The sequence below is a fragment of the Variovorax sp. YR266 genome (genome assembly GCF_900107295.1).
GTDB lineage: Bacteria > Pseudomonadota > Gammaproteobacteria > Burkholderiales > Burkholderiaceae_C > Variovorax.
The window spans coordinates 322,023-347,669 of record NZ_FNPM01000005.1 but is presented as its reverse complement, the minus strand read 5'-3'; the positions used below and the strand labels follow the sequence as shown (position 1 = coordinate 347,669).

The following is a 25,647-nucleotide window of genomic DNA, read 5'->3' as shown; positions in this document are numbered from 1 at the left end:
AAAGTCCCAAGGCAAAGCCGGGACAATCGCACGCGTCATCGACTGAGTCGCCCCACGCCCGAAAATTCCCCGCATGCTCGCACAAACCCGCTACACCCGAACCGCGATCGCGCTGCACTGGCTGATAGCCGTGCTCATGGCCGTCAACATCGCCCTGATCCTGCTGGTCGACCACTACCCCGACGACTGGGTGCGCCCGGCCGTCGACACCCACAAGTCGATCGGCATCACGGTGCTGGGCCTGGTGATTTTGCGGCTCCTGTGGCGCGCCACGCACAAGCCGCCGGCCATGCCGGGCTCGTACGGTGCGCTCGAACGGTTCGCGGCGCATGCGGCCCACGGCGCTCTTTACCTGCTGATGATCCTGCTGCCGCTGTCGGGCTGGATGCACGACTCGGCCTGGAAAGACGCCGCCACCCACCCGATGCAGCTTTTCGGCCTGTTCGAATGGCCGCGCATCGGCTGGATCATGGCCATCGAGCCCACCATGAAGGAAACCTGGCACACCGTGCTGGGCGGCGTGCATGTCTGGGCGGGCTATGTGCTGTACGTGCTCTTTGCGCTGCACGTGCTGGGCGCGCTCAAGCACCAATTCTTCGACGGCGAGGCCGAACTCCAGCGGATGCTGCCATGACCACACAAGAAGAAACCGAGGCCCGCGAGGCCATCGCCCGCATCGACGCGCTGTCGACCCACTACGACCCGGTGCACGAGGGCGTGCGCGTGCGCTGGCGCCGCTTCGGTACCGACACCGCCCGGCCCCCGCTGGTGCTGCTGCACGGCGGCCATGGCAGCTGGATGCACTGGCTGCGCAACGCCGAGGCGCTGTCGGCCGACCGCACGCTGTGGCTGCCCGACATGCCGGGTTTCAACGAATCCGATGCGCCACCGCGCGTGGCGCCGGGCGAAGACTCGCTGCCACCGCTGCTTGATGCGCTCGGCGGCACGCTCGACCAGCTCATCGGCGCTGGCACGCCCATCGACCTCGGCGGCTTCTCCTTCGGCGGCTTGACGGCTGCACGGTTCGCCCTGCGGCGCGGAGCCATCCGCCGCTTCGCGCTCGTGGGCAGCGGCGGCCACGGCACGCTGCGGCGCATGACGGCTCAGATGATCAACTGGCGCGCCGCCCCGGACCGGGAGGCGGAACGCGCCGCATTGCTGAACAACCTGGCCGCGCTGATGCTGCACGACCCGGCAGCCATCGACGCGCTGGCCTTCGAGATCCATGACATCTCGTGCCATGGCACGCGCTTTCGCAGCAAGGAGGTGTCGCAGTCGGGCGGGCTGCAGCAGGCGCTCGGTACGCTGGGCGTGCCTACGCTGCTGCTGTGGGGCGAGTACGACGTCACCGCCGACCCGCGCCCGCTGGTGGCGCGGCTGGTGGCCGAAGGCCCGGGGCGCGAAGGCGTGGTGATCGACGGCGCCGGGCACTGGGCGCAGTACGAGCGCGCCGACGAAGTCAATGCGCGGCTGCTGGAGTTCTTTCGCTGAACCCTATTGCTGCTGCTTCACCAGCCCCAGCTTGCGGATGATGTCGCCCCACTGCTCGTAGGTCGCGCGCGTCAGCGCGGCCAGCTCCGCGGGGCTCGACGACTCGGCCTCGTACGCGCCCTGGCGGAAGAAGTCGCGCGTGGCCGGCATCGCCAGCACCTGCGCCAGCGCGGCATGCAGTTTCTCGACCACCGGAGCCGGCATGCGCGCCGGTCCGTAGAAGCCTAACCAGCTCGGCATGTCCACCCCGCTCACGCCCTGTTCGCCCATGGTGGGCACGTCGGGCAGCATCGGGCTGCGCTTGGGCGCCGCTACGGCCAGCATGCGCACCTTGCCGGTGGCCGTGTTCTGTATGGCGTTGGGCGCGGCATCGAAGTAGTACTGCACGCGGCCTGCGAGAAAGTCTTTTGCGGCGTCGGCGCCGCCCTTGTAGGGCACGTGCACCACGTCCAGTCCGGCTTGCCGCGCGAAGGCCTCGCCGTAGATGTGCGACGAGGTGCCGGTGCCGAAGGAGGCGTAGCTCATCTTCCCCGGGTTGGCCTTGATGTACGCCACCAGTTCCTGCACCGTGCGCGCCGGCACGCTCGCATGCACGGTCAGCACCAGCGGCCCGCGCGAGCCTAGCGAGATCGGTGTCAGGTCCTTGAACGGGTCGTAGCGCACCTGCGCCAGCGTCTGCGGGTTCTGCGCCACGACGGAGGAGGGCGCGTACATGAAGGTGTAGCCGTCGGGCGCGGCGCGGATCACCTCTTCAGTCGCAAGGATGAAGCTCGCGCCCGGCCGGTTCTCGACGATCACCGGCGTCTGCAGCACCTCGGCGAGCTTGTTGGCGACGAAGCGCGCCTGCGAGTCCGACGCGCCGCCTGCCGCCAGGCCCAGCACGATGCGGATGGTGCGGCCCTTGTCCGGAAAAGGTGCGGCGGCATGGGCTGCCAGCAGCGGCATGGCCGCGCCGAGCGCAAGCCAGGCGGCAAAGCGGCGGCGATCAAGAAGGGAGCGCATGCCGCTCATTGCTTGGCCAACCCGACCTGCTGCACCATCGCACCCCAGCTGTCGTAGGTCGAGCGCGTGATGCCGGCAAATTCCTCCGGCGTGGTGCCCCCCGCCTCGTAGCCGCCGCTGCGATAGAAATCGCGCACCTGCGGCATCGCCAGCACCTTCGCGAGCGCCGTGTTGAGCTTTTCGACCACCGGCGCCGGCATGCGCGCCGGCCCGTAGAAGCCCAGCCAGCTCGGCAGATCGAGCCCTGCGTAGCCTTGCTCGGCGAAGGTGGGTACGTCGGGCAGCGCGGCAATGCGCGCGTTGGCGGCCACCGCGAGGATCTTCACCTTGCCCGTGGCCGAGGTGATGATGGCCGACGAGGCCGAGTCGAACATGTACTGCACGCGCCCGCCGATCAGGTCTTTCGCCGCGTCGGAGCCGCCCTTGTACGGGATGTGCACCGCGTCGATGCCGGTCTTCTTCACGAAGGCCTCGCCGTAGATGTGCGACGAGGTGCCCGCGCCGAACGAGGCGTAGCTCACCTTGCCGGGGTGCGCCTTCACGTAGGCCACCAGTTCCTTCACGTTGTTCACCGGCACGCTGGTACTCAGCGACAGCACCAGCGGCCCGCGCCCGCCCATCGAGATGGCGGTGAAGTCCTTGAACGGGTCGTAGGGCACCTGGGCGAAGGTGTGCGGGTTCTGCGCCATGGTGGACGAGGGCGCGTACAGCAGCGTGTAGCCGTCGGGCAGGGCGCGCGACACCTCGTTGGCCGCCAGCATGGTGCTGGCGCCGGGCTTGTTGTCGACGATCACGCTGGTGCCCAGCACCTCGCCGAGCTTCTGCGCCACGATGCGCGCCTGCGCATCGGTGCCACCGCCGGCGGTGAAGCCCACGACGATGCGGATGGGCTTGCCGCGCGCCGGAAAGTCCTGCGCCACGGCCAGTGATGCAAGGCCCAGGAAGGCTGCGGCGCCGAGGGCCGAGCCGAAGGCACGGCGGGTGCCGTGAAGTTTCTTCATCGATGTCTCCGTTGGATTTCTCTTTCTATATTGATCTCTAAAACCATAAAAATCCATATTTACTAGGGAATACCCCAGAAATATGGCTTTTGAGTTTGACAAAATGGAAAATGAAATCAAAATACGACGAAACAAGCCAAGCCGAGAACGCATTCATGAAAACTGTCGTCCGTACCGACGAGCGCATCCTGTCTTCCGACATCTTCGACCGCGACAGCCGCGTCAAGCGGCCTGACCACGGCAGCTGGGCCGAGCCCGGCAAGAGCATTCCGGTCTATCACCGCTGCGGTGTGCTAGTGGTCGGAGGCGGCCCGTCGGGCACGGCGGCCGCAGCAGCAGCGGCCCGCGCGGGCGCCGATGTGGCGCTGCTGGAGCGCTACAACCACCTGGGAGGCCTGTCGACCGGCGGCCTCGTCATCTGGATCGACCGCATGACCGACTGGGAAGGCAAGCTGGTGATCCGCGGCTTCGCCGAAGAGCTGTTCGACCGACTGCCGGCCGACGCCATCGCCGGCCCCTCGCGTGCAGACTGGGGCTCGCAGGACACCGCCAAGGCCGCACACTGGTCGCAGCGCACTGCCGCCTATCACGGCGTCGTCACCTGGTCGCCCACCATCGACCCCGAGCGGCTGAAGCTGCTCTCGCAAGAGATCGTGCTGGAGCGCAAGGTCAAGCTCATCTACCACTCGTGGGCCGCCATTCCCATCGTGCAGGACGGTGCCGTCAAGGGCGTGGTGTTCGAGAGCAAGGAAGGCCGCATGGCCATCATGGCCGACGTGGTGGTCGACGCCACCGGCGACGGCGACCTGTTCGCCCGCGCCGGTGCCGACTACGTGAACGACATCGAAGAGGCCGACGTGCACCACTGCATGAACACCTCGTGGCTGTTCGGCGGCGTGGACATGAACCGCTGGATCGAGTTCAAGGCCGGCCAGCCCGAGGCCTTCACCGCCTTCATGGCGGGCGGCCGCGAGCAATGCGGCCTGTTCGAGCGGCCTTTCGTCTCGTGGCGCAACGACGTTGCCCTCTTCATGGGGCCGCGCCAGTCGGGCTACTCGGCGCTCGACGTGGACGACCTCACTGCCGTGGAAGTGCGCTCGCACCGCGCCATGGCCGCGCACCTGGACTACTTCCGCGCCCATGCACCGGGCTTCGAGAACGCCTACCTGATGCTGAGCGCGCCGCAGATCGGCGTGCGCCATGCGCGTCGCCTGAGCGGCGTGGGCTCGGTGCTGCGCAGCCAGTGGCCCGACGGTGTGCCGCTGGCCGACGAGATCGGCGTGTCGCCCGCGGTGTCGCCGAAGTTTCCGAACATCTCCATTCCCTACGGCGCGTTGGTGCCGCAGAAGCTCGACGGCCTGCTGGCCTGCGGGCGCCACATCTCGTGCGACCGCAACTCGCACGGCTTCATGCGCGAGATTCCCCAGTGCTGGATCACCGGCCAGGCCGCGGGCGTGGCTGCGGCGCTGGCATCGCGCGGCGGCATCGCGCCGCGCTTCATCGACGTGGGGGCGCTGCAGTCCGAACTGCTGGCCCAGGGCGTGTACCTGCGAGCCGGGGCACCCGGAATTGGGCAGGGCGCGGCGTCGCCTGCAACGGCCGAAGCCGGCGCCTGAGCCATTGACCATGACCCCGGACGCCCTCTCTTCGCGAGCCTCTACATTGGAGAGTCCTGAGAAGAGTCTTGCAAAGGGTCCCTCCATGTCCACTGAAAAAAACGACACCTCCTTTTCCGCAGCCGAGCCGGCCGAACCGGTGGAGGTGCGCGGCGAGCGCTCCGACACCGTGAGCGCGCTGGAGCGCGGCATCTCGGTGCTGCGCTGCTTCAGCGAAGAACGCCCGGTGCTGGGTCATGCAGACATTGCGCGCATCACCGGTATTCCGCGCCCCACCGTCAACCGGCTGGTCGCCACGCTGCTCTCGCTGGGCATGCTCAAGCCCGCGCAGGCGGCCGACCGCTTCATGCTCGGGCCGGGCGTGGTGTCGCTGTCGCGCGTGTTCCTCGGCAGCCTCGACGTGCGCGCCGCAGCCCGGCCCAGCATGCAGGCGATGGCGGAGGAGGTGGGTGCCTCGGTCTACCTTGCGATCCGCGACGGCATGGAGATGGTGCTCATCGAAGCCTGCCGCCCGCGCTCGTCGATGCTCTCGGCGCGGCTCGACGTGGGCTCGCGCGCGCCGCTGGCCAACTCGGCGCTCGGCCGCTCGTACCTTTCAGCATTGCCCGAGGTGCAGCGCAACCAGCTGATCGATTCGATGCGCCTGCTGCGTGGCCCCGAGTGGGACAGCATCGCGCCGAACATGAATCGCGCCATCGGCGAATCGAAGCGGCTGGGCTATTGCCTGTCGCTCGGCGAATTCCACCGCGAGATCAACTCCGTGTCGGTGCCCCTCATCGGGCCTGACGGCGAAGTGATGGCGCTCAACGGCGGCGGCGCTGCCTTCGTCTTCACCGAGGAGCGCCTGCGCAACGAACTCGCACCGCGCCTGCACGACATCGCGCTGAGCATTGCGCGCGATATCGGCGGCCACGTGCCCACACCCTCGCCGGGCTAGCAGGCCCGGCCGGGGTTCACCCCCCACGACACAGAAGAACGGAGACACAGGCCATGCACCTGAGCGATGAAGAAAAAGCCATGTACGACGGGCGCGACGGCCCGGCCGTGCAGAAGGCGATGGACCTGCTGATGCGCTACGGCGAGGCATTGGGCGCCGAGCGGCTGGTCGAGACGCGCAACGTCTGCGCCACCATCACATCGACCACGCCCTTCCAGCGCGACTTCGCGCTCGCCAAGGGCGGCGGCATGGATGCGGTGTTCTCCGAATTCAGCCTCGACAGCCAGGAAACCGTCGAGATCCCGAAGTTCAAGGTCTTCACCAGCCACCTGCAGCTGGGCTTCGACCCCGGCCAGCCCGAGCGCATGGGCGTGAGCGAGGAGATCGTCCAGTTCTACAACAAGAGCGAGCGCCATGCGGCCGGGCTCGGCGCGCAGATCATGAACACCTGCACGCCGTACCAGGTCGGCAACATCCCGACGCGCGGCGAGCACTGCGCGTGGATGGAGTCGTCGGCGGTCGTGTATTGCAATTCGGTGCTGGGCGCGCGCACCAACACCGAAGGCCGCGAGAGCACGGGTGCCGCCATGCTCACCGGCCGTATTCCGTATTGGGGCTACCACCTCGACGAGAACCGCCGCGCCACGCACGTGGTCGAGCTAGACATCGAGGTCGAGTCTGTGCAGGACTGGGGCCTGCTCGGCTACTACATCGGCGAGCACGTGCAGGAGCGCGTGCCGGTGGTGCACAGCAAGAGCGGCATTGGCCGCGTACCCAACCTGCCGCGGCTCAAGCATTTCGGCGCGGCAGCATCTTCATCGGGCGGCGTGGAGATGTATCACATTGCCGGCATCACGCCCGAGGCGCTGACGCTCGAGCAGGCGCTCGGCGGCCGTGCGCCGGTCGAGGTGCTGCGCTACGGCGAGGCCGAGCGCCGCGCCACCTACGAGAAGATCAACGTCACGGGCAAGGACTCGGAAATCCAGTACGTGATGCTGGGCTGCCCGCACTACACGATCGAGCAGATCTGGGAGGCCGCGCAGCTCATCGAGGGCCGCAAGGTGCATCCGAGCTGCGAGCTGTGGATCTTCACGCCGCGCGCCATCAAGTCGCTGGCCGACCGTAACGGCTACACGAAGATCATCGAGGACGCGGGCGGAATCATCATGAGCGACAGCTGCTCCGCCATGAGCCGCGCCGTGCCCAAGGGCACGAAGACGGTGGCGCTCGACTCGGCCAAGCAAGCCCACTACCTGCCCGCCATCCTCGGCGTGCAGGCCTGGTTCGGCAGCACGGCCGAATGCATCGACGCCGCCTGCACCGGCCGCTGGAACGGAGGCTATGCATGAGCGACGCAGTCATGAGCGAACAAACCATCGTCATCCGTGGCCGCAAGGTGGTGGGCGGCGTGGCCGAGGGCGAGGCGCTGGTCACGCGCGACCGCATCTCGGGCTGGGGCGGCATCGATCCGCGCACCGGCACCGTCATCGAGACGCGGCACGAACTGCGCGGCCAGAGCTTCGCGGGCAAGGTGCTGGTGTTTCCGGGGGCCAAGGGCTCGTCGGGCTGGTCGGCGATGTTCCATATGACGCGGCTCATGAACTCGGCGCCGGCAGCATTCCTCTTCAACGAGATGACGACCAAGATGGCGCTGGGCGCCGTGGTCACGCATTCGCCATCGATGACTGACTTCGAACGCGACCCGCTCGAATGCATCGCAACCGGCGACTGGGTGCGCGTGGACGCCGATCGTGGCGTGATCGAGATCACCAAGAAGAACAACACATCCGGAGACCGCTCATGACCCGCCCCCTGCGCAGCAACTTCCCGCGCGGCTCCTACCTGTGGTCGGTGCGCAATGCGCACTGGCGCGCGCTCGGCATTCCGGAAGAGGATTGCGAGAAGCCCAAGATCGCCGTCGTCAACAGTTCGTCGGAACTGGCCGCCTGCTTCAGCCATCTCGACCGCGTGGCGGGGGAGATAAAGGCCGCGATCCGCGCCGCAGGCGGCATTCCTTTCGAGATCCGCACGGCAGCGCCCAGCGACTTCATCACCGGCGCCGGTGCGCGCGGCGCCTACATGCTGGGTGCGCGCGATCTGGTCACCAACGACATCGAGGTGGCAGTCGAAGGCGCACAGCTCGACGGCATGGTGTGCCTCACCTCCTGCGACAAGACGGTGCCGGGCCAGCTCATGGCTGCCGCTCGGCTCAACATTCCGACGCTGCTGGTGCCCTGCGGCTACCAGCCCAGCGGCGAGTACCGCGGCAGGCACATGGACATCGAGGAGGTGTTCATCGGCGCGATGCATGCCGTCACGGGGAACCTGCCTGTGGAAGAACTTGTAGGCATGAGCCGGGAGGCGATCCGCGGGCCCGGCGTGTGTTCGGGCTTGGGCACTGCGAACTCGATGCACATCGTCTGCGAAGCGCTCGGCATGGCCTTGCCCGGCAGTGCGCCGGTGGCAGCGCTGAGCCAGAAGATGATGGCCGACGTGCGCGCAGCCGGCACCCGCATCGTGCAGATGGTGTGGGACGACCTGAAGCCGCGCGACATCCTCTCGCCCGGCGCTTTCGTCAACGCGGTGCGTGCGGTGCTTTCAGTCGGCGGCTCGCTCAACACCGCCAAGCACCTGCAGGCGATAGCGACCGAAGGGGAGTGCGGCGTCGACGTGTACGGCCTCTTCGAAAGCCTCGGCCCCACGACGCCGGTGCTGGCCGGCGTGCGGCCCATCGGCGAGCATTCCATCGAGGCCTTCGAGGCAGCGGGTGGTTGCCGCGCGCTGATGAAGCAGCTCGAACCCTTGCTCGACACCAGCGCGCTGACGGTCACAGGCGGCACGGTGGCAGAGAACCTGCGCAACGCCGAAGTGGCCGACGCCGAAGTGATCCGCCCCATCGACCGCCCGGTCGCACCGCTGCCGGCCATCGTGCTGCTGCGCGGCAACCTCGCGCCCGAGTCTGGCCTCATCAAGACCGGCATCGCAGAGCGCAAGGTGCGGCGCTTCACCGGGCCGGCCGTGTGCTTCTGGACTTCGGATGCGGCCATCGCCGCGCTGAAGAAGGGCGAGATCGTGCCCGGCCAGGTGGTCGTGATGCGCGGCGCCGGCGCCTGCGGCGGCCCGGCCATGGGTGGCGGTGCGTCGCGCGTGGTCTTCGCTGTCGATGGCGCGGGCCTTGGGGACCAGGTCGCACTTCTCACCGACGGGCACCTTTCGGGCCTGGTCTGCAAGGGGCTCGTGGTAGCCGAGGTGTCGCCCGAAGCCGCGCTGGGCGGACCGCTCGGGCTGGTGCGCGACGGCGACGTGATCACCATCGACCTCGACGCCCGCCGCCTCGATATCGCGCTGACCGACGCCGAACTCCAGGCCCGTCGCGCCGACTGGCAGCCGCCGCCGCCGGCCTTCGACACCGGCTGGCTGCAGCAGTACCGGCGCAACGTGAGTCCGCTCTCCAAGGGCGCAGTGCTCGTGCGCACCGAACGCCCCGAGCCCTCGAGCTAGACCTTTTCCACCCCGGCCTTCGCCAACCGGTGCGAACCCCCGTTCGCACCCGGTGGCGCAGCCCTGCGCGCGATTCCAGAGTTTTTCAACCGAAGAGAAGAAGCAGGAGACAAAAAACCATGAAGAGATTTTTGATGTGGTCGGCGCTGGGGCTGGCAAGCAGCGGCGCGGCGCATGCGCAATCCAGCGTCACCGTGTTCGGCGTGGTGGACCTCGGCATCCAGTACACGAGCGGCGCCGGCAGCGGCTCGGTCAAGGCGCTGTCGAACGGCGGGCTCTCGACCAGCCGGCTCGGATTTCGCGGCACCGAAGACCTGGGCGGCGGCCTGCGCGCGGGCTTCTGGCTCGAAGGCAGCCTGAACCCCGACAACGGCACCGGCCGGCCGAGCAACAGCAACAACCAGACGAGCGGCGCGGGCGCGGCAGGGCCCATAACCTTCGACCGCATGTCCTTCGTGAGCCTCTCGTCGGACACGCTGGGCGAAGTGCGGCTGGGCCACGACTTCATTCCCACGCACTACAACAGCATCTACTTCGACCCCTTCAACGCCAACGGCGTGGCGCGCGCGGGCAACCTCACCTTTGCGGGCGCGGGCACCGGGCCGCTGCCCACGGCCATCACCGGCAGCAACACGGTGAGCTACTGGCTGCCGCCCAACATCGGCGGCTTCTACGGCATGGCGATGGTCGGCACCGGCGAGAACGACTCGACTGTCGCGAACCGCGACGACGGCAACTTCGCCGGCGCGCGCTTCGGCTTCGCCTCGGGCGCGTTCGACATCGCTGCGGCCGTCACGCGCTCGCACTTCGACGCCACCACAACCATCGGCAACTACACGCACGCCAACATCGGCGGCTCGTGGGATGCGGGCTTCGCGAAGTTCTTTGCGCTCTACAACAAGGTGACGGTGAAGCTCACGGGCGGCACGGTGCGCAAGAACACCACCGAGATCGGTGCGCACATTCCGGCTTTCGAGGTCGGCCGCATCCGCATCAGCTATGCCTACCTCGACGACCGCAGCGACGAGAGCCTGCGCAACGCCAACGGCATGCCGCGCAACCGCGACGACGCGCGGCAGTTCGGCATCGGCTACGTGCACAACCTCTCCAAGCGCACCGCGCTCTACGGCACCTATGCGCGGTTGATGAACAGCGGGCAGGCCCGCTATGTGGTCAGCGGCGGCGTTGCACCGGGGGCCGGGCAGCGCTCGTCGGGGTGGGAATTCGGTGTGCGGCATCTCTTCTGAACCAAGGAGCCTTTCATGCGACGCAGAACCCTGACCATGGCGGCGCTCCCGGCTCTTGCGGCCGCGATGCTGCCCGGCGCGGCGGCCTGGAGCGCCGACGCGTACCCGAACAAGCCGCTGCGGCTGATCGTCGGCTTCGCGCCCGGCGGCGGCGCCGACGTGCTCACGCGCATCATCGCGGAGGGGCTGTCGAAGCAGCTCGGCCAGCAGGTGATCGTGGAGAACCGGCCCGGCGCCGACGGCGTGCTCGCGGCGCAGGCCACTTCGTCGGCCAAGCCTGATGGCTACACGCTGCTGATGGGCACCAACACCGCGATGGTGGCAGCGCCCACGCTGCGGCCGACGCCGCCCTACGACCCGTTCAAGGCCTTCACGCCGATCAGCTCGGCCGGGCAGTTCTCGATGTTCCTCGTGGTGCCGACGAGCCTGCCGGTGAAGAGCGTGAACGAACTGCTGGCAATGGTCTCGGCCAAGCCGGGCGCCTACAACTCGGCATCGAGCAACAGCGCTTCGGAGCTTGCGATGCTGCAGCTGCTGGGCGACCGCAAGGTGGTCAACGCGCGCTACAAGGGCGACATGCAGGCCATGACCGACCTGTTGGGCGGGCAGATCCAGATGATGTTCACCACCGGCACGCTGGCGCCGGGCTTCGTGAAGGAAGGGCGCATCCGCGCGCTGGTAACGCTGCTGCCGCAGCGCAGCGGCCTGCTGCCCGACGTGCCGACCGGCGGCGAGCTGGGGCTGGGCAAGCTCACCATCACGCCGTGGGCCGGCTTCTTCGGGCCGCCGGGGCTGCCGCAGGCGATTACCGACAAGCTCTCGCTGGAGCTGCAGAACACGCTCAAGCGGCCCGACGTGCATGCGCAGCTGGTGCAGCAGGGCTTCGAGGGCTACGGCATGAGCCCCGCGAAGTTCGCCGAGTTCTTCCGCACGCAGTACGACGCCTTCGGCGCCACCGTGCGGGAGCACAACGTCAAGTTCGAATAGCGGCGGCCTCGCGGCGCCAGAAGGCTGCATCGGGGAAGGTGCCCGCGCCGGCCGCGGCGTTGTCCGCGATGTGCTCGCCGCGGCTGGTGCCGGGAATCGTGCAGGTCACGGCCGGGTGGCTCAGCACGAACTTCAGCAGCACCTGCGCCCAGCTCGTGCAGCCGATCTCGCCGGCCCACGCGGGCAGCGGCTTGTCGCGCAGACGGCGCAGCAGGCCACCGCCGCCGAAGGGCATGTTGACGATCACCGCCACGCCGCGCTCGGCCGCCAGCGGCAGCAGGCGCTGCTCGGCCTCGCGCGCGTCGAGCGAATAGTTGATCTGCAGAAAATCGAGCTTCTCGGCGCGCAGCACGGCCTCGACCTCGTCGTAGGCCGAGGCCGTGTAGTGCGTGATGCCGATGTAGCGCACGCGGCCTTTCTCCTTCCAGCCGCGCAATGTGGCGAGGTGCGTGCGCCAGTCGACGAGGTTGTGCACCTGCATCAGGTCCATGCGCTGCGTGCGCAGCCGCGCGAACGATTGCTCCATCTGCGCAATGCCGGCCTCGCGGCCCGAGGTCCAGACCTTGGTGGCGAGGAAGGCCTTGTCGCGCTGCTTCGCTGCGGTCAGCAGTTCGCCGGTGGTTTCCTCGGAGCGGCCGTACATCGGCGAGCTGTCGATCATCGTGCCGCCGGCCGCGAACAGGGCGTCGAGCACGCCGGGAAGGCGCTTGTATTCCTCGCTGCCGGGGCGCTGATCGAAGCCGATCCAGGTGCCGCAGCCGATCACGGGCAGGGCTTCCTGGGTGGAGGGGATGGGGCGGGTGTTCATGGCGGACTTGCTCTGCGGTTGTGCGGAGGCGGGGAGCGCGGCGCTTGCGCACAGCGCGGCGCCCAGGCGCAGCAGTTCGGCGCGGGTGAGAGGGAAATCCTTCGAGGGCGGCATCGGCGGCCAGTATCCGACGATGGGGCAAAAAAGAGAAAAGCAGCTTTCTTGTTGTGGGCCATGAAATACTGTATAAAAATACAGTTAACAGTCTTCACCATGGGCCTTCCTTTCCTCGACTCCTTTTCCGCTGCCGCAGGCCGTGGCGTCTGGCATGCCGACGAGCTCGGCCTGGCCGACGCACAGGTCGTCGCCACCGGCCACACTGCGCTCGACGCGCAGTTGCCGGGCGGCGGCTGGCCGGTCGGGGCGATGACGGAGCTGCTGCAGGCCGCGCCCGAGGCCCATGTCTGGCGGCTGCTGCTGCCCGCGCTGGCGCAGGCGGTGCAGGCGCGGGGCGGGCCGGTGGTGCTGGTCGGCGCGCCTTATGAGCCTTGCGGACCGTCGCTCGCGGCGCAGGGGCTGCCGGTGGAGGCCCTCATGTGGATCAGGAGCGAGGCCCCGGCCGCCCGGCTGTGGGCCTGCGAGCAGGCACTGCGCTGCGCGGACATCGCCGCCGTCGTGGCCTGGCTGCCGCAGGCGCGTGTGGGTGAGCTGCGGCGGCTGCAACTGGCGGCTGCGCAGCACGAGGTGCTGCTGTTCGTGTGCCGGCCCGAATCGGTCGCGCTGTCGGCCTCGCCGGCGCGGCTGCGCATTCGTGCCGGGCGCTGCGAGGCTGACGCATCGCAGATCGAACTGCACATCCTCAAGCGCCGCGGCCCGCCGCTGGCCACGCCGGTGATGCTGCCGGCGCGCAACGAACGCATGACCGCATTGCTGGCCGCCGCCCGGCTGCGCCGCAAGCTGCGTCTGCAGCAACTGGGCACGGTGCCGGCCGGCGAGTCGGCAACCTCGGCGACCGTGGTGCGCATCGACGCGTGGAAAGGAGGCCCGGATGCACTGGATAGCCTTGCGGTGGTCGCTTGACGCCGACACGCCCGATGCTCCTGTCTTGCCCACGCCCGAAGCGCTGGGCTGGTGGGCGCTGCAGTACACGCCCCACGTGGCCTGGCAAGACGAGGCACTGATGCTCGAAGTCTCCGCCTGCGAGCGCCTGTGGGGCGGGCGGTTGCAGCTGATGCGCCAGTTGCTTGCCGACAACCCCGCGCCCGACGTTCGCATGCAGGGTGCGCAGGGCGCCACGAGCCTGATCGCGCTGGCCCGGCTGCGCCTGTTCGTGCGACAGGAAAAGCGGCCGCAGGAGGTGCCGGCCGGACTGCCTCTCGACACTCTGAGCGCCGCGCGCGAACACCTCGACCTGCTTGCGCGCCTGGGTTGCCGCACTTGGGGCGAGGTGGCGGCGCTTCCGCGCGGCGGCCTCACGCGGCGCTTCGGCGCAGGGCTGCGCGAGGCGCTCGACGCCGCATGGGGCCTGCGCCCCGAAAGCCATGCCTGGCTCACGCTGCCCGACGTGTTCGAGCAGAAGCTGGAGCTGCCCGCGCTGGCCGAGACCGCGCCCGAACTCATGTGGTCGGCCAACCGGCTACTGTCGGCCCTGCAGATCTGGCTGCGTGCCCGCCAGCGTGGTGCGCGCGCGCTCGAACTGGAGTGGACGCTCGATCTCAAGCGCTTCAATGGCGTGAACCTGCCGCCGCACCAGCAGGTCACCGTGCGCACGGCCGAGCCCACGCAGGACATGGCGCACCTGCGCCGCCTGCTGTCCGAAAAACTGGCCCTCACCACGCTGGCCGCGCCCGCGAGCTGGCTCAGGCTGCGCACGCTCGAAACCGATCCGTGGGCTGGCGCCAGCACCAGCTTTCTGCCGGAAGACAACCGCAAGGGCGACAGGCTGCACGAGATGGTCGAGCGGCTCAGCGTGCGGCTCGGAGCGCAGCAGGTGGTGGTGCCGTCGGCGCAGGCCGACCACCGGCCCGAACGCAAGCAGGCATGGCGGCCCGCGCTGCAGAAAGAAAAGGAAAAGGCGCCCGGTGACAAGGTCCGCAAGGAAGCAAAGGCCGCCAAGGCCGCGGCGTCGCAGCCCGACGCCATCTACCCGCCGTGGCTGCTGCCCGAGCCGCTGCTGCTCGAAATGGACGGCGAGCGCCCGTGCTATCGCGGCCCGCTGAGCAGGCTGATCGGGCCGCAGCGTGTCGAGACGGGCTGGTGGGGCGACAAGGAAGACGGCGGCCAGCCCGCGATGCGCGACTACTACGTCGCGGAAAGCCCCGAGGCCGGGCTGGTGTGGATCTTTCGCGAGCGGCCCGCCGCGCGCTTTTCTTCCGGTGAGGTGCGCTGGTATCTGCAGGGCTTCTATGCCTGACCTGAGCGGCAAGCAACTGCGCGGGCGCAACTCGGCCAAGGTGCATGCGCTGCCGTTGCCGCTGCGCAAAAAAGCCGCGCCGACGCTGCCGGACTATGCCGAGCTGCATTGCCTGACCAACTTCAGCTTCCAGCGGGGCGCTTCGACGCCGGAGCAGATGGTGGAGCGGGCCTACCAGCTCGGCTATATCGCGCTCGCCATTACCGACGAATGCTCGGTGGCGGGCATCGTGCGGGCCCATGTGGCCCTGCGCAACCTTCCGGCGAAGCTGGCCGAGCACGAGCGCGAGCATCCCGACGAGCCGGAGATCCCGCGTAACTCCGCTTTCCGCCTGCTGTTCGGCAGCGAGTTCCAGTTCGAGCGCTTCAAGCTCGCGGTGATCGCAAACGACACCGAGGGCTGGGGCAACCTGTGCGAGTTCATCACCGCCGCGCGCAACACCGAACTGCCCAAGGGCGAGTACCGCGTGAGCTGGGAAGACAGCGACGTGGCCTCGCTGCAGCACTGCCAGGTTCTTTTCGTACCGCATCGCAACCCCGGCGGTGCGATGGATGTTGCGACGCTGCACGAAGACCTGATGGCCGCCAAGGCGCTGTACGGCGAAAACCTCTGGCTGGCCGTGGAGCTGTTCAACGAACTCGACGACGACCTCTGGTTCGTCACGCTGATGCAGGCGGGCGAGGAAACAGGCGTGCCGCTCGTGGCCGCCGGTGACGTGCGCATGGACGTGCGCTCGCAGAAGCCGTTGCACGACGTGCTGACGGCGGTGCGCGAAGGCAAGACGGTGGCCGAATGCGGCTTTGCGCTGCAGTCGAATGCCGAGCGGCATCTGCGGCCGCGCATGCGACTGGCGGAACTTTATTTTCAGGAGATGCTGACGAACACGCTGGTGGTGGCCGGGCGATGCAGCTTCGATCCGGAAGTGATCCGGGAGAACTACAAGTACCCGCTTGAGAGCGTGGGAAACCACGAGACGCCGGCGCAGACGCTGGTGCGCAAGACGTGGGAAGGGGCGCAGGTTCGCTATCCACAGGGCGTGCCCGACGTGGTACGGACTCAAGTGCAGAAAGAGCTCGATCTCATCCTCGAACTCGAATACGAGATGTTCTTTCTCACGGTGGAAGACATCGTGCGCTTCGCCCGCTCGCAGAGCATCCTTTGCCAGGGGCGCGGATCGTCGGCCAATTCGGCGGTCTGCTATTGCCTGGGCATCACCGCGATCAACCCTGAAAAGGCCCATCTGCTGTTCGAGCGCTTCCTGAGCCGCCATCGCCGCGAGCCGCCCGACATCGACGTTGACTTCGAGCACCAGCGGCGCGAGGAAGTCATTCAGTACATCTACGACAAATACGGCCGCGACCGTGCCGCCATCGCCGCTGTCGTCATCTGCTATCGCGCACGCAGCGCGTTGCGCGACGTGGGCAAGGCCATCGGCATCGACGAGCGGCTGATCGACGAGTTCGCGAAAGACCACTACTGGTTCGACGAGACAGTGCTCGGCGAGCAACTGCGCCAGGCTTCGGCGCGCGTCGGTGTCGAGGAGGACGAACTCAAGCTGATGCACTGGATCGAGATGACGCAGCGGCTCAAGGGCTTTCCGCGCCACCTGAGCCAGCACGTGGGCGGCTTCGTGCTCACGCACACGAAGCTCACGCGGCTGGTACCGGTCGAGAAGGCGTCGATGAAAGACCGCTCCGTCATCCAGTGGGAGAAGGACGATCTCGAAGCGATGGGCATGCTCAAGGTCGATGTGCTCGCGCTCGGCATGCTCAGCGCGATCCGCCGGGGGCTCGCTCACATGAATCGCTGGCGGGGCTCGATGCTGGAGATGCACCAGATACCGAGCGACGACCAGAAGGTGTTCGACATGATCTGCGACGCCGACACCATCGGCGTGTTCCAGATCGAGAGCCGGGCGCAGATGTCGATGCTGCCGCGCCTGAAACCTCGCACGTACGAAGACCTGGTGATCGAGGTTGCCATCGTGCGGCCCGGGCCTATACAGGGCGGCATGGTGCATCCGTATCTCAAGCAGCGGGAGCGCAAGCGCAACAACCTGCCTATCCACTATGAGAAGGAAGAGCTGCGCCCTGCGTTGGAGCGAACGCTGGGCATTCCGATCTTCCAGGAGCAGGTGATGCAGATCGCCATGATCGCGGCCAAGTTCACAGCCGACGAGGCTGATCAACTGCGGCGTGCCATGGCGGCATGGAAGCGAAAGGGCGGTCTCGGAAAGTTCCACGACAAGCTCGTGAATGGCATGACCGACAACGGCTACAAGGCCAGCTTTGCCGAAGCCATCTTCAAGCAGGTCATGGGCTTCGGCGACTACGGCTTCCCCGAAAGCCACGCCGCCAGCTTTGCGCTGCTGGTAACGGTGAGCAGCTGGCTCAAGAACTACGAGCCGGCCTGCTTCCTCGCCGCGTTGCTCGATTCGCAGCCGATGGGCTTCTACAGCCCGTCGCAGCTCGTTCAGGACGCACGTCGCCATGGCGTCGAGGTGCGCCCGGTCGACGTCACGCGCAGCGAACTCGACACCACGCTCGAAGCTCGCGACCCCGATGCGCTGCGTTCTCCGGGCATCGATCCACGCTACATCGACCGCCTCGGCAACGAGAACCAGCCCGCGGTGCGGCTGGGCCTGAACCGCATATCGAGCCTCAGCAAGGGTGGCGCCGAGCGCCTGCTCAAAGCACGCGACCAATCGCCCTTCACGAGCACCGAAGACCTTGCCCTGCGCGCCGAACTCGACGGCAAGGACATGGCCGCGCTGGCCGCCGCCGATGCGCTGATGTCGCTCTCGGGCCATCGGCGCCAGCAGGTGTGGGACGCCACCGCGCAGCACCGGTCGCCGGCTCTGCTGCGGGGCGTGCCGATCAACGAGCAGGCGCTGCTGCTGCCGGCCGCGCCCGAGGGGGAGGAGATCGTCGGCGACTACGCGGCGCTCGGCCTCACGCTGCGCCGCCATCCGCTCGCGCTGCTGCGCCCGCGCCTTGCGCGCATGAAGCTCATGAGCGCGGCCGAACTGCGTTCGCTGCCCAGCGGGCAGACCGCGCGCGCCTGCGGCATCGTCAAGGGACGGCAGCGCCCACAGACCGCCAACGGCACCATCTTCGTCACGCTGGAGGACGAGACGGGCAACGTCAACGTCATCGTCTGGAGCCATGTCATCGAGGCCTGGCGCGAGCCGCTGCTCAAGTCGCACCTGCTCGCAGTGCAGGGCACGTGGCAGCGCGACGACGACAGCGGCGGCAAGGTGCAGCACCTGATCGCCACGGGCTTCAGGGACCTGACGCCGCTCATGGGCCGGCTCGCGCAGAGCAATACGAGCCGCGACTTTCATTGACGCGGGAAGGGAACGACCGAATGCAACCGATCGTTCCATGCCTCGCGCCTTCCTCCGCTTTTCGCTAACCTGTTTCCGCCATGTCCGCACTTGCCGTTCTCGCCCCCATCGTCGCCACGCCCATCGGTCCGCCGCCTCCTGCGCCCGACGTGCCCGTGCCACCACCGCCGCCGCCCATGCCACCGCCGGAGGGCGATCCGCCACCAGTCGTGCCGCCTGTGACAGATCCCGGCTTTCCGCCGCCGGTGGTGGAGCCTCCACCTATGCAGAAGGCCGGGACGGCGGTGCCGTTCGGCAAGCCGCATGCGCGGCGCCTGCGCGAGATCTACCGTTCGGCCGGCTGGCCGTGCTGCGACACCGTCGAAGTCGAACTGCTCGCCGGCGGCTATCTGGAGCGCGTGCGCACGGTGCACGGCCACGAGACGCTGCGCGTGACCGACTCCGGCATTGCGCGCATCGCCACCACGCTCACCATCAACCGCGCCGCGCTGTCGCCGCACGAAGCCCTGGTGGAGCGCGTGGCGCGCGAGATGACGCGCGGCGGCCGCATCGCATGGCGCGGCCTGGGCCTGCGCGCCCGACTGCCGCCGCTGGAAGAGGGCGGCAAGCCGCGCTGGTGCGTTGCGCGGCCCGATGTGTTCTCCATCCGCAATACCAGCGTGGAGGCTTACGCGCACCCCATCGTGCACGAGGTGAAGGTGAGCCGCGCCGACCTGCTGGGCGACCTGCGCAAGCCCGACAAGCGCGCGGCGTACCTCGACCTGGGCGGCGAGTGCTGGTACGTGCTGGGCAACGACGCGAAGGGCCGCTGCATCGCCAAACCAGAAGAAGTGCCGGCCGAATGCGGCGTGATGGTGCTGGAGGGCGAACGCCTCGTGGTCGCGCGAGCGGCCGTGCATCGCGCGTTCGATCGCATTCCGTTCGCGGTGTGGCTCGCGCTGGCCAAGGCGCAGCCGATTGCCGGATTCGAGGACGACGTGCAGGACATGCTGATCTGACGACCTCGGGCCGGGTCAGGTGATGTCGTCGTAGCTCCGGTGCGCGATGGCGACGACGTCACCGGGCAGGAACTGGCTCTGCATCTGGCGCAGGCCTTCTTCGCGGTCTTCAGCACTGGCCGTGGCGTCGAACATCTGGTCGCAGAACTCGAGCACGTCTTTTGCGATGCGTTCGTAGCGGTAGTAGGCGAGGGGGACGAGGTCGATGTCTTTAAGTCCGTAGCCTTCGTAGAACAGCGCTTCTTCCTGCGGCTGGTTCCATACGTGGCCGACGCCACCGCCGATGAACATCAGGTCGCGCTCTTTCGGGGCGAAGATGAGCGTGTCCCAGTCGACGATGGAAATGCGGTCGTTGTCGCCGACGAGGACATTGCCCGCGTGGAGATCGGAGTGGCACAGCACCAGCTGCGGCGGGCGTTCGAGCAGGATGGAGGCGAGCTGTTCGCTGCGATAGACGACGGTGTCGATCTCTTCCGCATGCTCCTCCCAGAAGGCGAGGAAGCGCTTGACGATGTCGTCGCCCTTCACGCCGTTGATGAACCGGCGCTGGTAGCGGCGGACGCCTTCACGCCAGTGGTGGGCGTAGTGCTCTTTGGGAAGACCGGCCGACAGCGCTTCGGGCAGCTCGGTGCGATGGATCGCGCCCAATGCGGCGCCGAGCGTGGTCCATTGGCGGTTCGTCAATGCGCGCTCGAAACCGTTCTTGCCGTCGAAGAAGGGATAGAGCGCCCAGTCGAAGCCGTGGCCTTGCGTGCTCAACTGCTGACTCGTTGTGGGCAGCGGCGACATCACGGCTTCGATGCCTTTGTCGTGGTGAAGGAAGGCAGGGACCGCGACGACCGGCTGGTCGAAATCGCCTCTGCGCAGCTTGAGGAAGTACGCGGCGCCGTCACTCGCATTGATGCGAAAGACGGCGGAGTTCACATCCGCGCCGAGGGGCAGGAATTCGATGCGGGCGTCGTGCAGGCCATAGGCATCGGCGAGGTATTGCGCGACGGTTTCGCGCGACAGGTCGGGGGGCGTCAGCATGCGGCCACTTTAGCGCCGGACGAATGCCGCACCTCAGTGCAGAGGATAGGAGCCGAGGGGTTCGTGACGAAACGGATACGTGAAGTGCGAGCGGACCAGTCGGAACTCTGTTGCCGTCCAGCGGATGGGCTTCAGGGAAGTGGGCCTTGCTGCGCGTTCGGCGTCCCGTGCGATCGTGACGTGCGGCGTCCATCCGCGGACATGGACATCGAGGGAAAAGCCGGCTCGCACCAGCGCACGACTGATGTCGTACTGAAGGCGCCGCAAATCTTCATGCTCCGACGGTTGCACTACCGAGGCGTCGTTCGACCATGTGCAGGAGCGGTCGAGCGTGAGTTGCAGTGGCTGCATCGACACTTCGGAGAGCGCGGCGCGCAGACGTTGCTCGGCGTTGCCTTGCTGATCGGGGAGGTACTGGAGCGTCAGGTGCAGGCGGTCTACGGGCGGAAAGGAGCAGCCTCTGGGCCACCACCAGTTCTTGCGGTGCGCCTCTATTTCAGCTTGCACTTCCCTGGCGGGAAAGAGTCCGACGAGAAGCTTATTGGACTCGGCCATCGGGCGCTTCTTCAGGATCCAGGCGGCCACCAGCTCTCGGCCGTCGTGCGGATGACGCGCGCTGCCTGCACGCGAATGTCTCCCTTGTCGCGGGTCACCTTGAAGGGCCAGGTCGAGATCCGGCCTGTGTGGGAGCGGGGCTGCAACTGGTGCAGTCTGGAGAAAAAAAGAACCTGCGCAGTGGGCGCAGGCGGATTGGCGGTAGTCATCGGCGTCGCCTTGAAGTTGTTCTTGGAGACGACGAATTTTAGAGAAATACTGTATTTATGTACAGTATTTTCAGGGTCGAGCAGGCGTGCCCAGCAGAGCATCCAGGTCGACCGCCGCTGCCATCGCCCTGTAACCCGCATCGCCCGGATGCAAGTGGTCGCCCGAGTCCATCGCCGCCTTCAGCCGCGAGGGCCGGGCCGGGTCGCGCAACACCGCGTCGAAGTCGACCACGGCGTCGAACGCGCCGCCTTCGCGGATCCAGCGGTTCACGGCCTGGCGCACCTTGTCCTTCTCAGGCGAGTAGTGGCCTTCGAGCGGTGTGCCCTCCAGCGCGCGTTCGGTCGGCGCGATGGTGCCGGCCATGATGCGCACGTTGTGGGCATGGGCCAGCTCCGCCAGCTGCCGCAGGCCCTGGATGACGGCTTCCGCGCGCACGGCGGGTTCGTTTGGTGCGAACGGGCCGCCGGGCCAGCCGATGTCGTTGGTGCCCAGCAGCACGATCATGGCGCGCACGCCCGGCTGGGCGAACACATCGCGGCCCGCGCGTTCCAGGCCGGCGTGGCCCATGCCGTCCTTCAACAGGCGGCCGCCGGAGATGCCAGCGTTCAGCACAGCGACATTGCGTCCCACCAGCCGCTCGGCCAGCGCGTCGGGCCAGCGGGTATTGGCGCTGGGCGTGGAACCGTTGCCGTCGGTCAGCGAATCGCCGAGGGTGGCGACGGTGGTTGGTGGCTGGGGTGTCTCGACGATCAGGCCGCTGACGTAGACACGGGTGCTCCATTGCGTTGCCGCTGCCGGCAGGCGCGCGGCGCCGGTCAGGTCGCCATCGGCCACGTAGGCGGTCTGGCGCGCATCGAAGTGAAAGCCCGCGGGCTGGCTGGGCCGCGGCAGATAGAGCGACACCGCAACCTTGCCGAGAGCGGGCATGGCGATGTCCACTGGGTCGCTGACCAGCCGTGCGCCGGGCGGGATGGTGACGTCGGCCTGCTCGCCGAAGCGCAACGGCCGGTCGCTGCCCTCGACCACCGCGGAGCCTTCGGCATGCCGGGCCACGCGCGCTGCGCCGATGTACAGCGGCGCCACTCCACCTTCGTTGCTGATCACCACGCGCAGCCGCGACCCGCCGATGCTCAGCCGCGCCACCTGGCGCACGGTCTGCCGGTTGAACTGGAAGGGCAGGCCGGTGGGCAGCACGAAGTCGCCGTTCCATATGGGTTGCGTGCTGGCCATCCAGCTGGGGCTCCAGTAGGCCGCCGGTTCTGCTGTTGAAGTTGCGGCTGTGGCGGCCAGGGTGAGCGCGAGGGCGCCGTGGCGCAGGATCGATGCGAGTGTCGATGTGGTCATGAGAAGAGGTCCTTGGATGAAAGCTGAAGCAAGGCCCTGACTTTCTTTCATGCGTATCCGGATGGGTAGACGGCAGAATGGCATCCAGACCATTCCAAATACGAATACGCCATGGACACCCTGCGCGCCCTCGAAGCCTTCGTGCACAGCGTGGAGCTGGGCAGCCTGTCAGGTGCGGCCCGCGCGCTCGACACCACGCAGCCCACCGTCAGCAAGCTGGTCGCGGGGCTGGAGCGTTCGCTCGGCGTGCGCCTGCTGCGGCGCACCGCAGCAGGCCTGAGCCTGACCGAGGAAGGCCAGCGCTTTCACGAGCGCGCGCGGCGCATGCTGGAGGACTACGGCGACGCGGTGTCCGACGTGCGCGAAGGCATCCAGCAGCCGCGCGGCCTGCTGCGCATGAGCGCGCCGGTGACCATGGGCCAGCGGCATCTCAACGCGATGGCGGTGGAGTTCCTGGGCCTGTACCCGGACATTGAGCTGGAGCTGGTGCTCGACGACCGCTTCGTCGATCCGCTGGAGGAGCGCATCGACGTTTCGCTGCGCGTCGGCGGCGCCTTGCCGCCCGACTTGGTCGCTCGCCACCTGGGCACGTGGCCGCGCGTGCTGGTCGCTTCACCGGACTACATCGCGGCACGCGGCAAGCCGCGCAAGCCTCAGGACCTGCTGGCGCACGACTACCTGCGCTATGCGGCGGGCGACGACGGCGTGCTGCTTCAAGGCCCCGATGGCCCCGTCACCGTGCCGGTGCGCAGCCGCTATCGGGTGAACAACGCGGTGGCTCTGCTCGACAGCGTGCTCGGCGGCGCCGGCATCTCGTTGCAGCCCACCTGGATGGTGGCCGACCTGCTCGAACAAGGCCGGCTGGTGCGCCTGCTCGGCCGCCACACCGGCCCGGCGCAGGAGGTGCACCTGCTGTATGCCCCGCGCCGCCACCAGCCGCTGCGCGTGCGCGTGCTGGTGGACTTCCTGGCCGAGCGGGTGGCGAAGCTGCCGGGCGCCTCCCGCCCGGTTACGCGCTAGTTCAGCGGCAGCCGCAAGAAGGTGCCCCGCAGCGCCTCCTGGCCCGCGCCCGGCTTGCTCCAGTCGCACACGCCGCTCGGGAAGATGGTCTGCAGGCGCGCCAGATCGGCGCCTGCAATGGTCACCGAGTAGTCAGCCGCATTCACCGGCTTCAGCTGGCACTTGAGCACGTCGTTCACCAGCGGCGTACCGGCAACGAGGCGCGGCGTGCTGAAGCGCGGGTACACCACGTTGCAGCTGGCCGCCGGATTGGTCGACGCAGCTTCGTCGATGCGCGTGCCGCTCGCGTCCCAGCAGGCATCGTTCGCGCCAGCGGGCTTGTTGCGCACGACCTTGTCGATGGACGGTGCAGCCGTGTCGGCAGCCATGTTGTCCAGCCACTTGTTGATGAGGTCGAGCGAGGCCGACATGTAGTCGACGGGCGACTTCGATCCCAGCGTCCAGATGATCTGGTTGTCGCTGCGGCCGTTGGCGCGCTGCAGGCGGGCCCGGATGATCAGGTCCTGCATCGTGTCGTGGATGTCGCCCACCGCATCGGCGTTGCCGCGCTGCGTGATGATCGGAATGTTCGCAAGGCCCGGCCCCTTGAAGCTGTTCTTGAAGCCGCCCGCGTAGGTGAGCTTCAGCGCATCGGGGTCTGCCACGGAGCGCGCGGCCTGCGTGTTGCCGTCGCCGTCGTAGCCGCCGACCTTCTCGTTGAGGTCGAGGAACTCCGTCACCGAGATCGCGCCGCTGTTCAGCGCGGCCAGGCCGTACTGCACGCCGACGTTGTCGATGGGGCGACGCGCCTCCTGCGTGCCGGCGCGCTTGCCGAGCAGGTTCACGTTGGTCTGGAACAGGTCGCAGCGGATGCCGTTGGGGTTGGTCGTGCGGTTGAACACGTTCGACACGTTGGCCGGTTCGAGAAAGCCGCAGCCCACGGCGTTGTCGGACTTGATGATGCTCGCGAAGGACAGGTCCCAGCTCGTGCAGGTGTTGGTGTTGAAGCCGTTCACCGCGTTTTGCTTGGCCGTGGTCCAGGTGGTGGTGTCGAGCTTGTAGACGTTGTTGAGCAGCCGGCACTCCATCACCTCGGGCATCAGCGTCTCGGGGAAGGACACGATGGGCTGGATGCCGTCGAGCAGGCCTGGGTAAAGCTGCGCGATCAGGTACTGCTGGATGGCGCCGCCCGAGCCGCCGAAGCCGACCGTCCACTTGGGCACGGCGCCGAATTCTTCGATGACGTGCTCCTTCAGCATCATCAGCGTCTCGCCCTGCAGGTGCGGGTTGGCGTGCTGGTTGTTCCAAAGCTCGGTCGAGTTCATGAAGGCGAAGCCGCGCGACAGTTGGATATGGCCCACATCGCCGAGGATCGTCTCGATGGGATGCACGCCCTGGTTGTACTGGGCGGAGCCGCAGCAGTCGAAGTACACGACGAGCTTCTTGTTCCAGCCCGCGCCGGGCTTCCAGGTGGCGGGTGCGTCCTTGGTTGGGTTGTCGAGCACCGCGAGCCGGTACACGCCGCGGTTGATGGTGCCCGACTCCACACGCACGATGTAGGGCACGGTGTTGCCGTCGTTGGTGGTGGTGGTCGCGAGGTCAGCGGGGCGCGTGCCCGTGGGGTCTGAAAGCGGTTTGAAAGTATTGGAGGTGCTGCGGTAGTACCAGACCACCTGCGTCGCGGCCGAGCAGTCGGCGTCGAGCGGCGAACCCAGGCCGTTCTGCACCGTGCGGCATTCATAGGGCGAGATGTGCGGGCCCGACAGGATGGGCCCGGTGATGGGGTAGTTGACCAGCTTCGTCTCAGTGCGCTGCGCGGTGTTGTCGGCGTTGCTGACCACCAGCGTATTGGTACTGCCCGTGGTGCTGGAAGCGTCCGTCGTGAGCCCGGTGACGAGGCCGCGCAGCACGCGGGCCGTGCTGTCGGCCACCGGCACCTGCGAACTCACGTCCTTGCCGTTCAGGCTCACGCGCACCTTGTCGAGCGCCACGCCAACTGGCGCGGTGATTTCGATCAGCGAGTCGCCGCCGCTGACCATGTCGGGCGACGACGAGAGCGTCTTCACCTGGAACGCGGCCGGCGTCTGCGTCGCGGGCGGCGGGCTGGCGCCGGGAATAAACGAAAACCCCGATCCGCCGTCGGAGCCTCCGCCGCATCCCGCGACGAGCAGAGCTCCTGCCATAGCGAGACCCGCGGCAAGGGCGCGGGGCCGGCGCGGCCAC

The 25,647-nt window shown here is 67.8% G+C and carries 22 protein-coding genes; 14 read left to right on the top strand and 8 right to left on the bottom strand.

Annotated elements, in window-relative coordinates; genetic code table 11:
- Positions 1 to 73 precede the first annotated feature (73 nt).
- Positions 74 to 634 (top strand): cytochrome b, encoded by a 561-nt coding sequence (locus BLW48_RS15995; RefSeq protein WP_093073394.1) that lies wholly within the window; start codon positions 74 to 76, stop codon positions 632 to 634.
- Positions 631 to 1,491 carry an alpha/beta fold hydrolase gene (locus tag BLW48_RS15990; protein WP_093176134.1) on the top strand — a complete coding sequence of 287 codons (861 nt, stop codon included), beginning with the start codon at positions 631 to 633 and terminating at the stop codon, positions 1,489 to 1,491. The genes BLW48_RS15995 and BLW48_RS15990 overlap by 4 nt, the downstream gene beginning before the upstream one ends.
- A 3-nt stretch (positions 1,492 to 1,494) precedes the next feature.
- Here the strand turns inward: BLW48_RS15990 and BLW48_RS15985 are convergent, their stop codons facing one another.
- Complete coding sequence (locus BLW48_RS15985) at positions 1,495 to 2,502, bottom strand: Bug family tripartite tricarboxylate transporter substrate binding protein (protein ID WP_093176131.1); 1,008 nt, start codon at positions 2,500 to 2,502, stop codon at positions 1,495 to 1,497.
- Positions 2,499 to 3,494 (bottom strand): Bug family tripartite tricarboxylate transporter substrate binding protein, encoded by a 996-nt coding sequence (locus BLW48_RS15980; protein WP_093073400.1) that lies wholly within the window; start codon positions 3,492 to 3,494, stop codon positions 2,499 to 2,501. Before BLW48_RS15980 ends, BLW48_RS15985 begins: the two co-directional genes overlap by 4 nt.
- 155 nt (positions 3,495 to 3,649) lie before the next feature.
- On the opposite strand from BLW48_RS15980, the gene BLW48_RS15975 reads away from it, so the two are divergent.
- The 7 genes from BLW48_RS15975 (at position 3,650) to BLW48_RS15945 (ending at position 11,782) form a co-directional block, all read left to right on the top strand.
- Complete coding sequence (locus BLW48_RS15975; RefSeq protein WP_093176389.1) at positions 3,650 to 5,110, top strand: FAD-dependent oxidoreductase; 1,461 nt, start codon at positions 3,650 to 3,652, stop codon at positions 5,108 to 5,110.
- Positions 5,111 to 5,195: 85 nt separating this feature from the next.
- A complete protein-coding gene (locus BLW48_RS15970) occupies positions 5,196 to 6,047 on the top strand; it encodes an IclR family transcriptional regulator (RefSeq protein WP_093176129.1) in 852 nt (283 codons plus the stop codon).
- Between the two features lie 53 nt (positions 6,048 to 6,100).
- Entirely contained in the window at positions 6,101 to 7,396 is a 1,296-nt protein-coding gene (locus tag BLW48_RS15965) for an aconitase X (protein ID WP_093176126.1), read from the top strand.
- The gene (locus BLW48_RS15960; RefSeq protein WP_093176124.1) at positions 7,393 to 7,851 is read left to right on the top strand and encodes an aconitase X swivel domain-containing protein; all 459 of its coding nucleotides are present in this window, start codon (positions 7,393 to 7,395) and stop codon (positions 7,849 to 7,851) included. Before BLW48_RS15965 ends, BLW48_RS15960 begins: the two co-directional genes overlap by 4 nt.
- Complete coding sequence (locus tag BLW48_RS15955) at positions 7,848 to 9,548, top strand: dihydroxy-acid dehydratase (protein ID WP_093176121.1); 1,701 nt, start codon at positions 7,848 to 7,850, stop codon at positions 9,546 to 9,548. Before BLW48_RS15960 ends, BLW48_RS15955 begins: the two co-directional genes overlap by 4 nt.
- A gap of 119 nt (positions 9,549 to 9,667) precedes the next feature.
- Positions 9,668 to 10,795, top strand: coding sequence for a porin (locus tag BLW48_RS15950; protein WP_093176118.1), 1,128 nt, complete (start codon positions 9,668 to 9,670; stop codon positions 10,793 to 10,795).
- 15 nt (positions 10,796 to 10,810) lie between these two features.
- Positions 10,811 to 11,782, top strand: a complete 972-nt coding sequence (locus BLW48_RS15945) for a Bug family tripartite tricarboxylate transporter substrate binding protein (RefSeq protein ID WP_093176116.1) — start codon at positions 10,811 to 10,813, stop codon at positions 11,780 to 11,782.
- On the opposite strand, the gene BLW48_RS15940 is transcribed toward BLW48_RS15945, so the two are convergent.
- Complete coding sequence (locus BLW48_RS15940; RefSeq protein ID WP_093176113.1) at positions 11,769 to 12,704, bottom strand: aldo/keto reductase; 936 nt, start codon at positions 12,702 to 12,704, stop codon at positions 11,769 to 11,771. The two genes, BLW48_RS15945 and BLW48_RS15940, sit on opposite strands and share 14 nt — an antisense overlap.
- 99 nt (positions 12,705 to 12,803) lie before the next feature.
- Between BLW48_RS15940 and imuA the strand changes: the two genes are divergently transcribed.
- The 4 genes from imuA to BLW48_RS15920 all read left to right on the top strand — a co-directional run bounded on the left by imuA (position 12,804) and on the right by BLW48_RS15920 (position 19,287).
- Positions 12,804 to 13,610: a translesion DNA synthesis-associated protein ImuA gene (gene imuA / locus BLW48_RS15935; protein WP_093176111.1), complete on the top strand. Its 807-nt coding sequence runs from the start codon at positions 12,804 to 12,806 to the stop codon at positions 13,608 to 13,610.
- A complete protein-coding gene (locus BLW48_RS15930; RefSeq protein ID WP_093176108.1) occupies positions 13,579 to 14,943 on the top strand; it encodes a Y-family DNA polymerase in 1,365 nt (454 codons plus the stop codon). Before imuA ends, BLW48_RS15930 begins: the two co-directional genes overlap by 32 nt.
- On the top strand, positions 14,936 to 18,289 hold the full coding sequence (locus BLW48_RS15925; protein ID WP_093176105.1) for an error-prone DNA polymerase: 3,354 nt from the start codon (positions 14,936 to 14,938) through the stop codon (positions 18,287 to 18,289). Before BLW48_RS15930 ends, BLW48_RS15925 begins: the two co-directional genes overlap by 8 nt.
- An 80-nt stretch (positions 18,290 to 18,369) precedes the next feature.
- Complete coding sequence (locus BLW48_RS15920; RefSeq protein ID WP_093176103.1) at positions 18,370 to 19,287, top strand: hypothetical protein; 918 nt, start codon at positions 18,370 to 18,372, stop codon at positions 19,285 to 19,287.
- 15 nt (positions 19,288 to 19,302) lie between these two features.
- Here the strand turns inward: BLW48_RS15920 and BLW48_RS15915 are convergent, their stop codons facing one another.
- The 4 genes from BLW48_RS15915 to BLW48_RS15900 form a co-directional block, all read right to left on the bottom strand.
- Positions 19,303 to 20,316, bottom strand: a complete 1,014-nt coding sequence (locus tag BLW48_RS15915; RefSeq protein ID WP_093176100.1) for a phosphotransferase enzyme family protein — start codon at positions 20,314 to 20,316, stop codon at positions 19,303 to 19,305.
- Between the two features lie 33 nt (positions 20,317 to 20,349).
- The gene (locus BLW48_RS15910; protein WP_256330785.1) at positions 20,350 to 20,901 is read right to left on the bottom strand and encodes a 2'-5' RNA ligase family protein; all 552 of its coding nucleotides are present in this window, start codon (positions 20,899 to 20,901) and stop codon (positions 20,350 to 20,352) included.
- Complete coding sequence (locus tag BLW48_RS35615; protein ID WP_093055774.1) at positions 20,883 to 21,080, bottom strand: hypothetical protein; 198 nt, start codon at positions 21,078 to 21,080, stop codon at positions 20,883 to 20,885. The genes BLW48_RS15910 and BLW48_RS35615 overlap by 19 nt, the downstream gene beginning before the upstream one ends.
- Before the next feature lie 70 nt (positions 21,081 to 21,150).
- A complete protein-coding gene (locus BLW48_RS15900; RefSeq protein ID WP_093176097.1) occupies positions 21,151 to 22,425 on the bottom strand; it encodes an SGNH/GDSL hydrolase family protein in 1,275 nt (424 codons plus the stop codon).
- 111 nt (positions 22,426 to 22,536) lie between these two features.
- Between BLW48_RS15900 and BLW48_RS15895 the strand changes: the two genes are divergently transcribed.
- Complete coding sequence (locus tag BLW48_RS15895; protein WP_093055778.1) at positions 22,537 to 23,445, top strand: LysR family transcriptional regulator; 909 nt, start codon at positions 22,537 to 22,539, stop codon at positions 23,443 to 23,445.
- On the opposite strand, the gene BLW48_RS15890 is transcribed toward BLW48_RS15895, so the two are convergent.
- The gene (locus BLW48_RS15890; RefSeq protein ID WP_177142342.1) at positions 23,442 to 25,607 is read right to left on the bottom strand and encodes a DUF6351 family protein; all 2,166 of its coding nucleotides are present in this window, start codon (positions 25,605 to 25,607) and stop codon (positions 23,442 to 23,444) included. The two genes, BLW48_RS15895 and BLW48_RS15890, sit on opposite strands and share 4 nt — an antisense overlap.
- Positions 25,608 to 25,647: the final 40 nt, after the last annotated feature.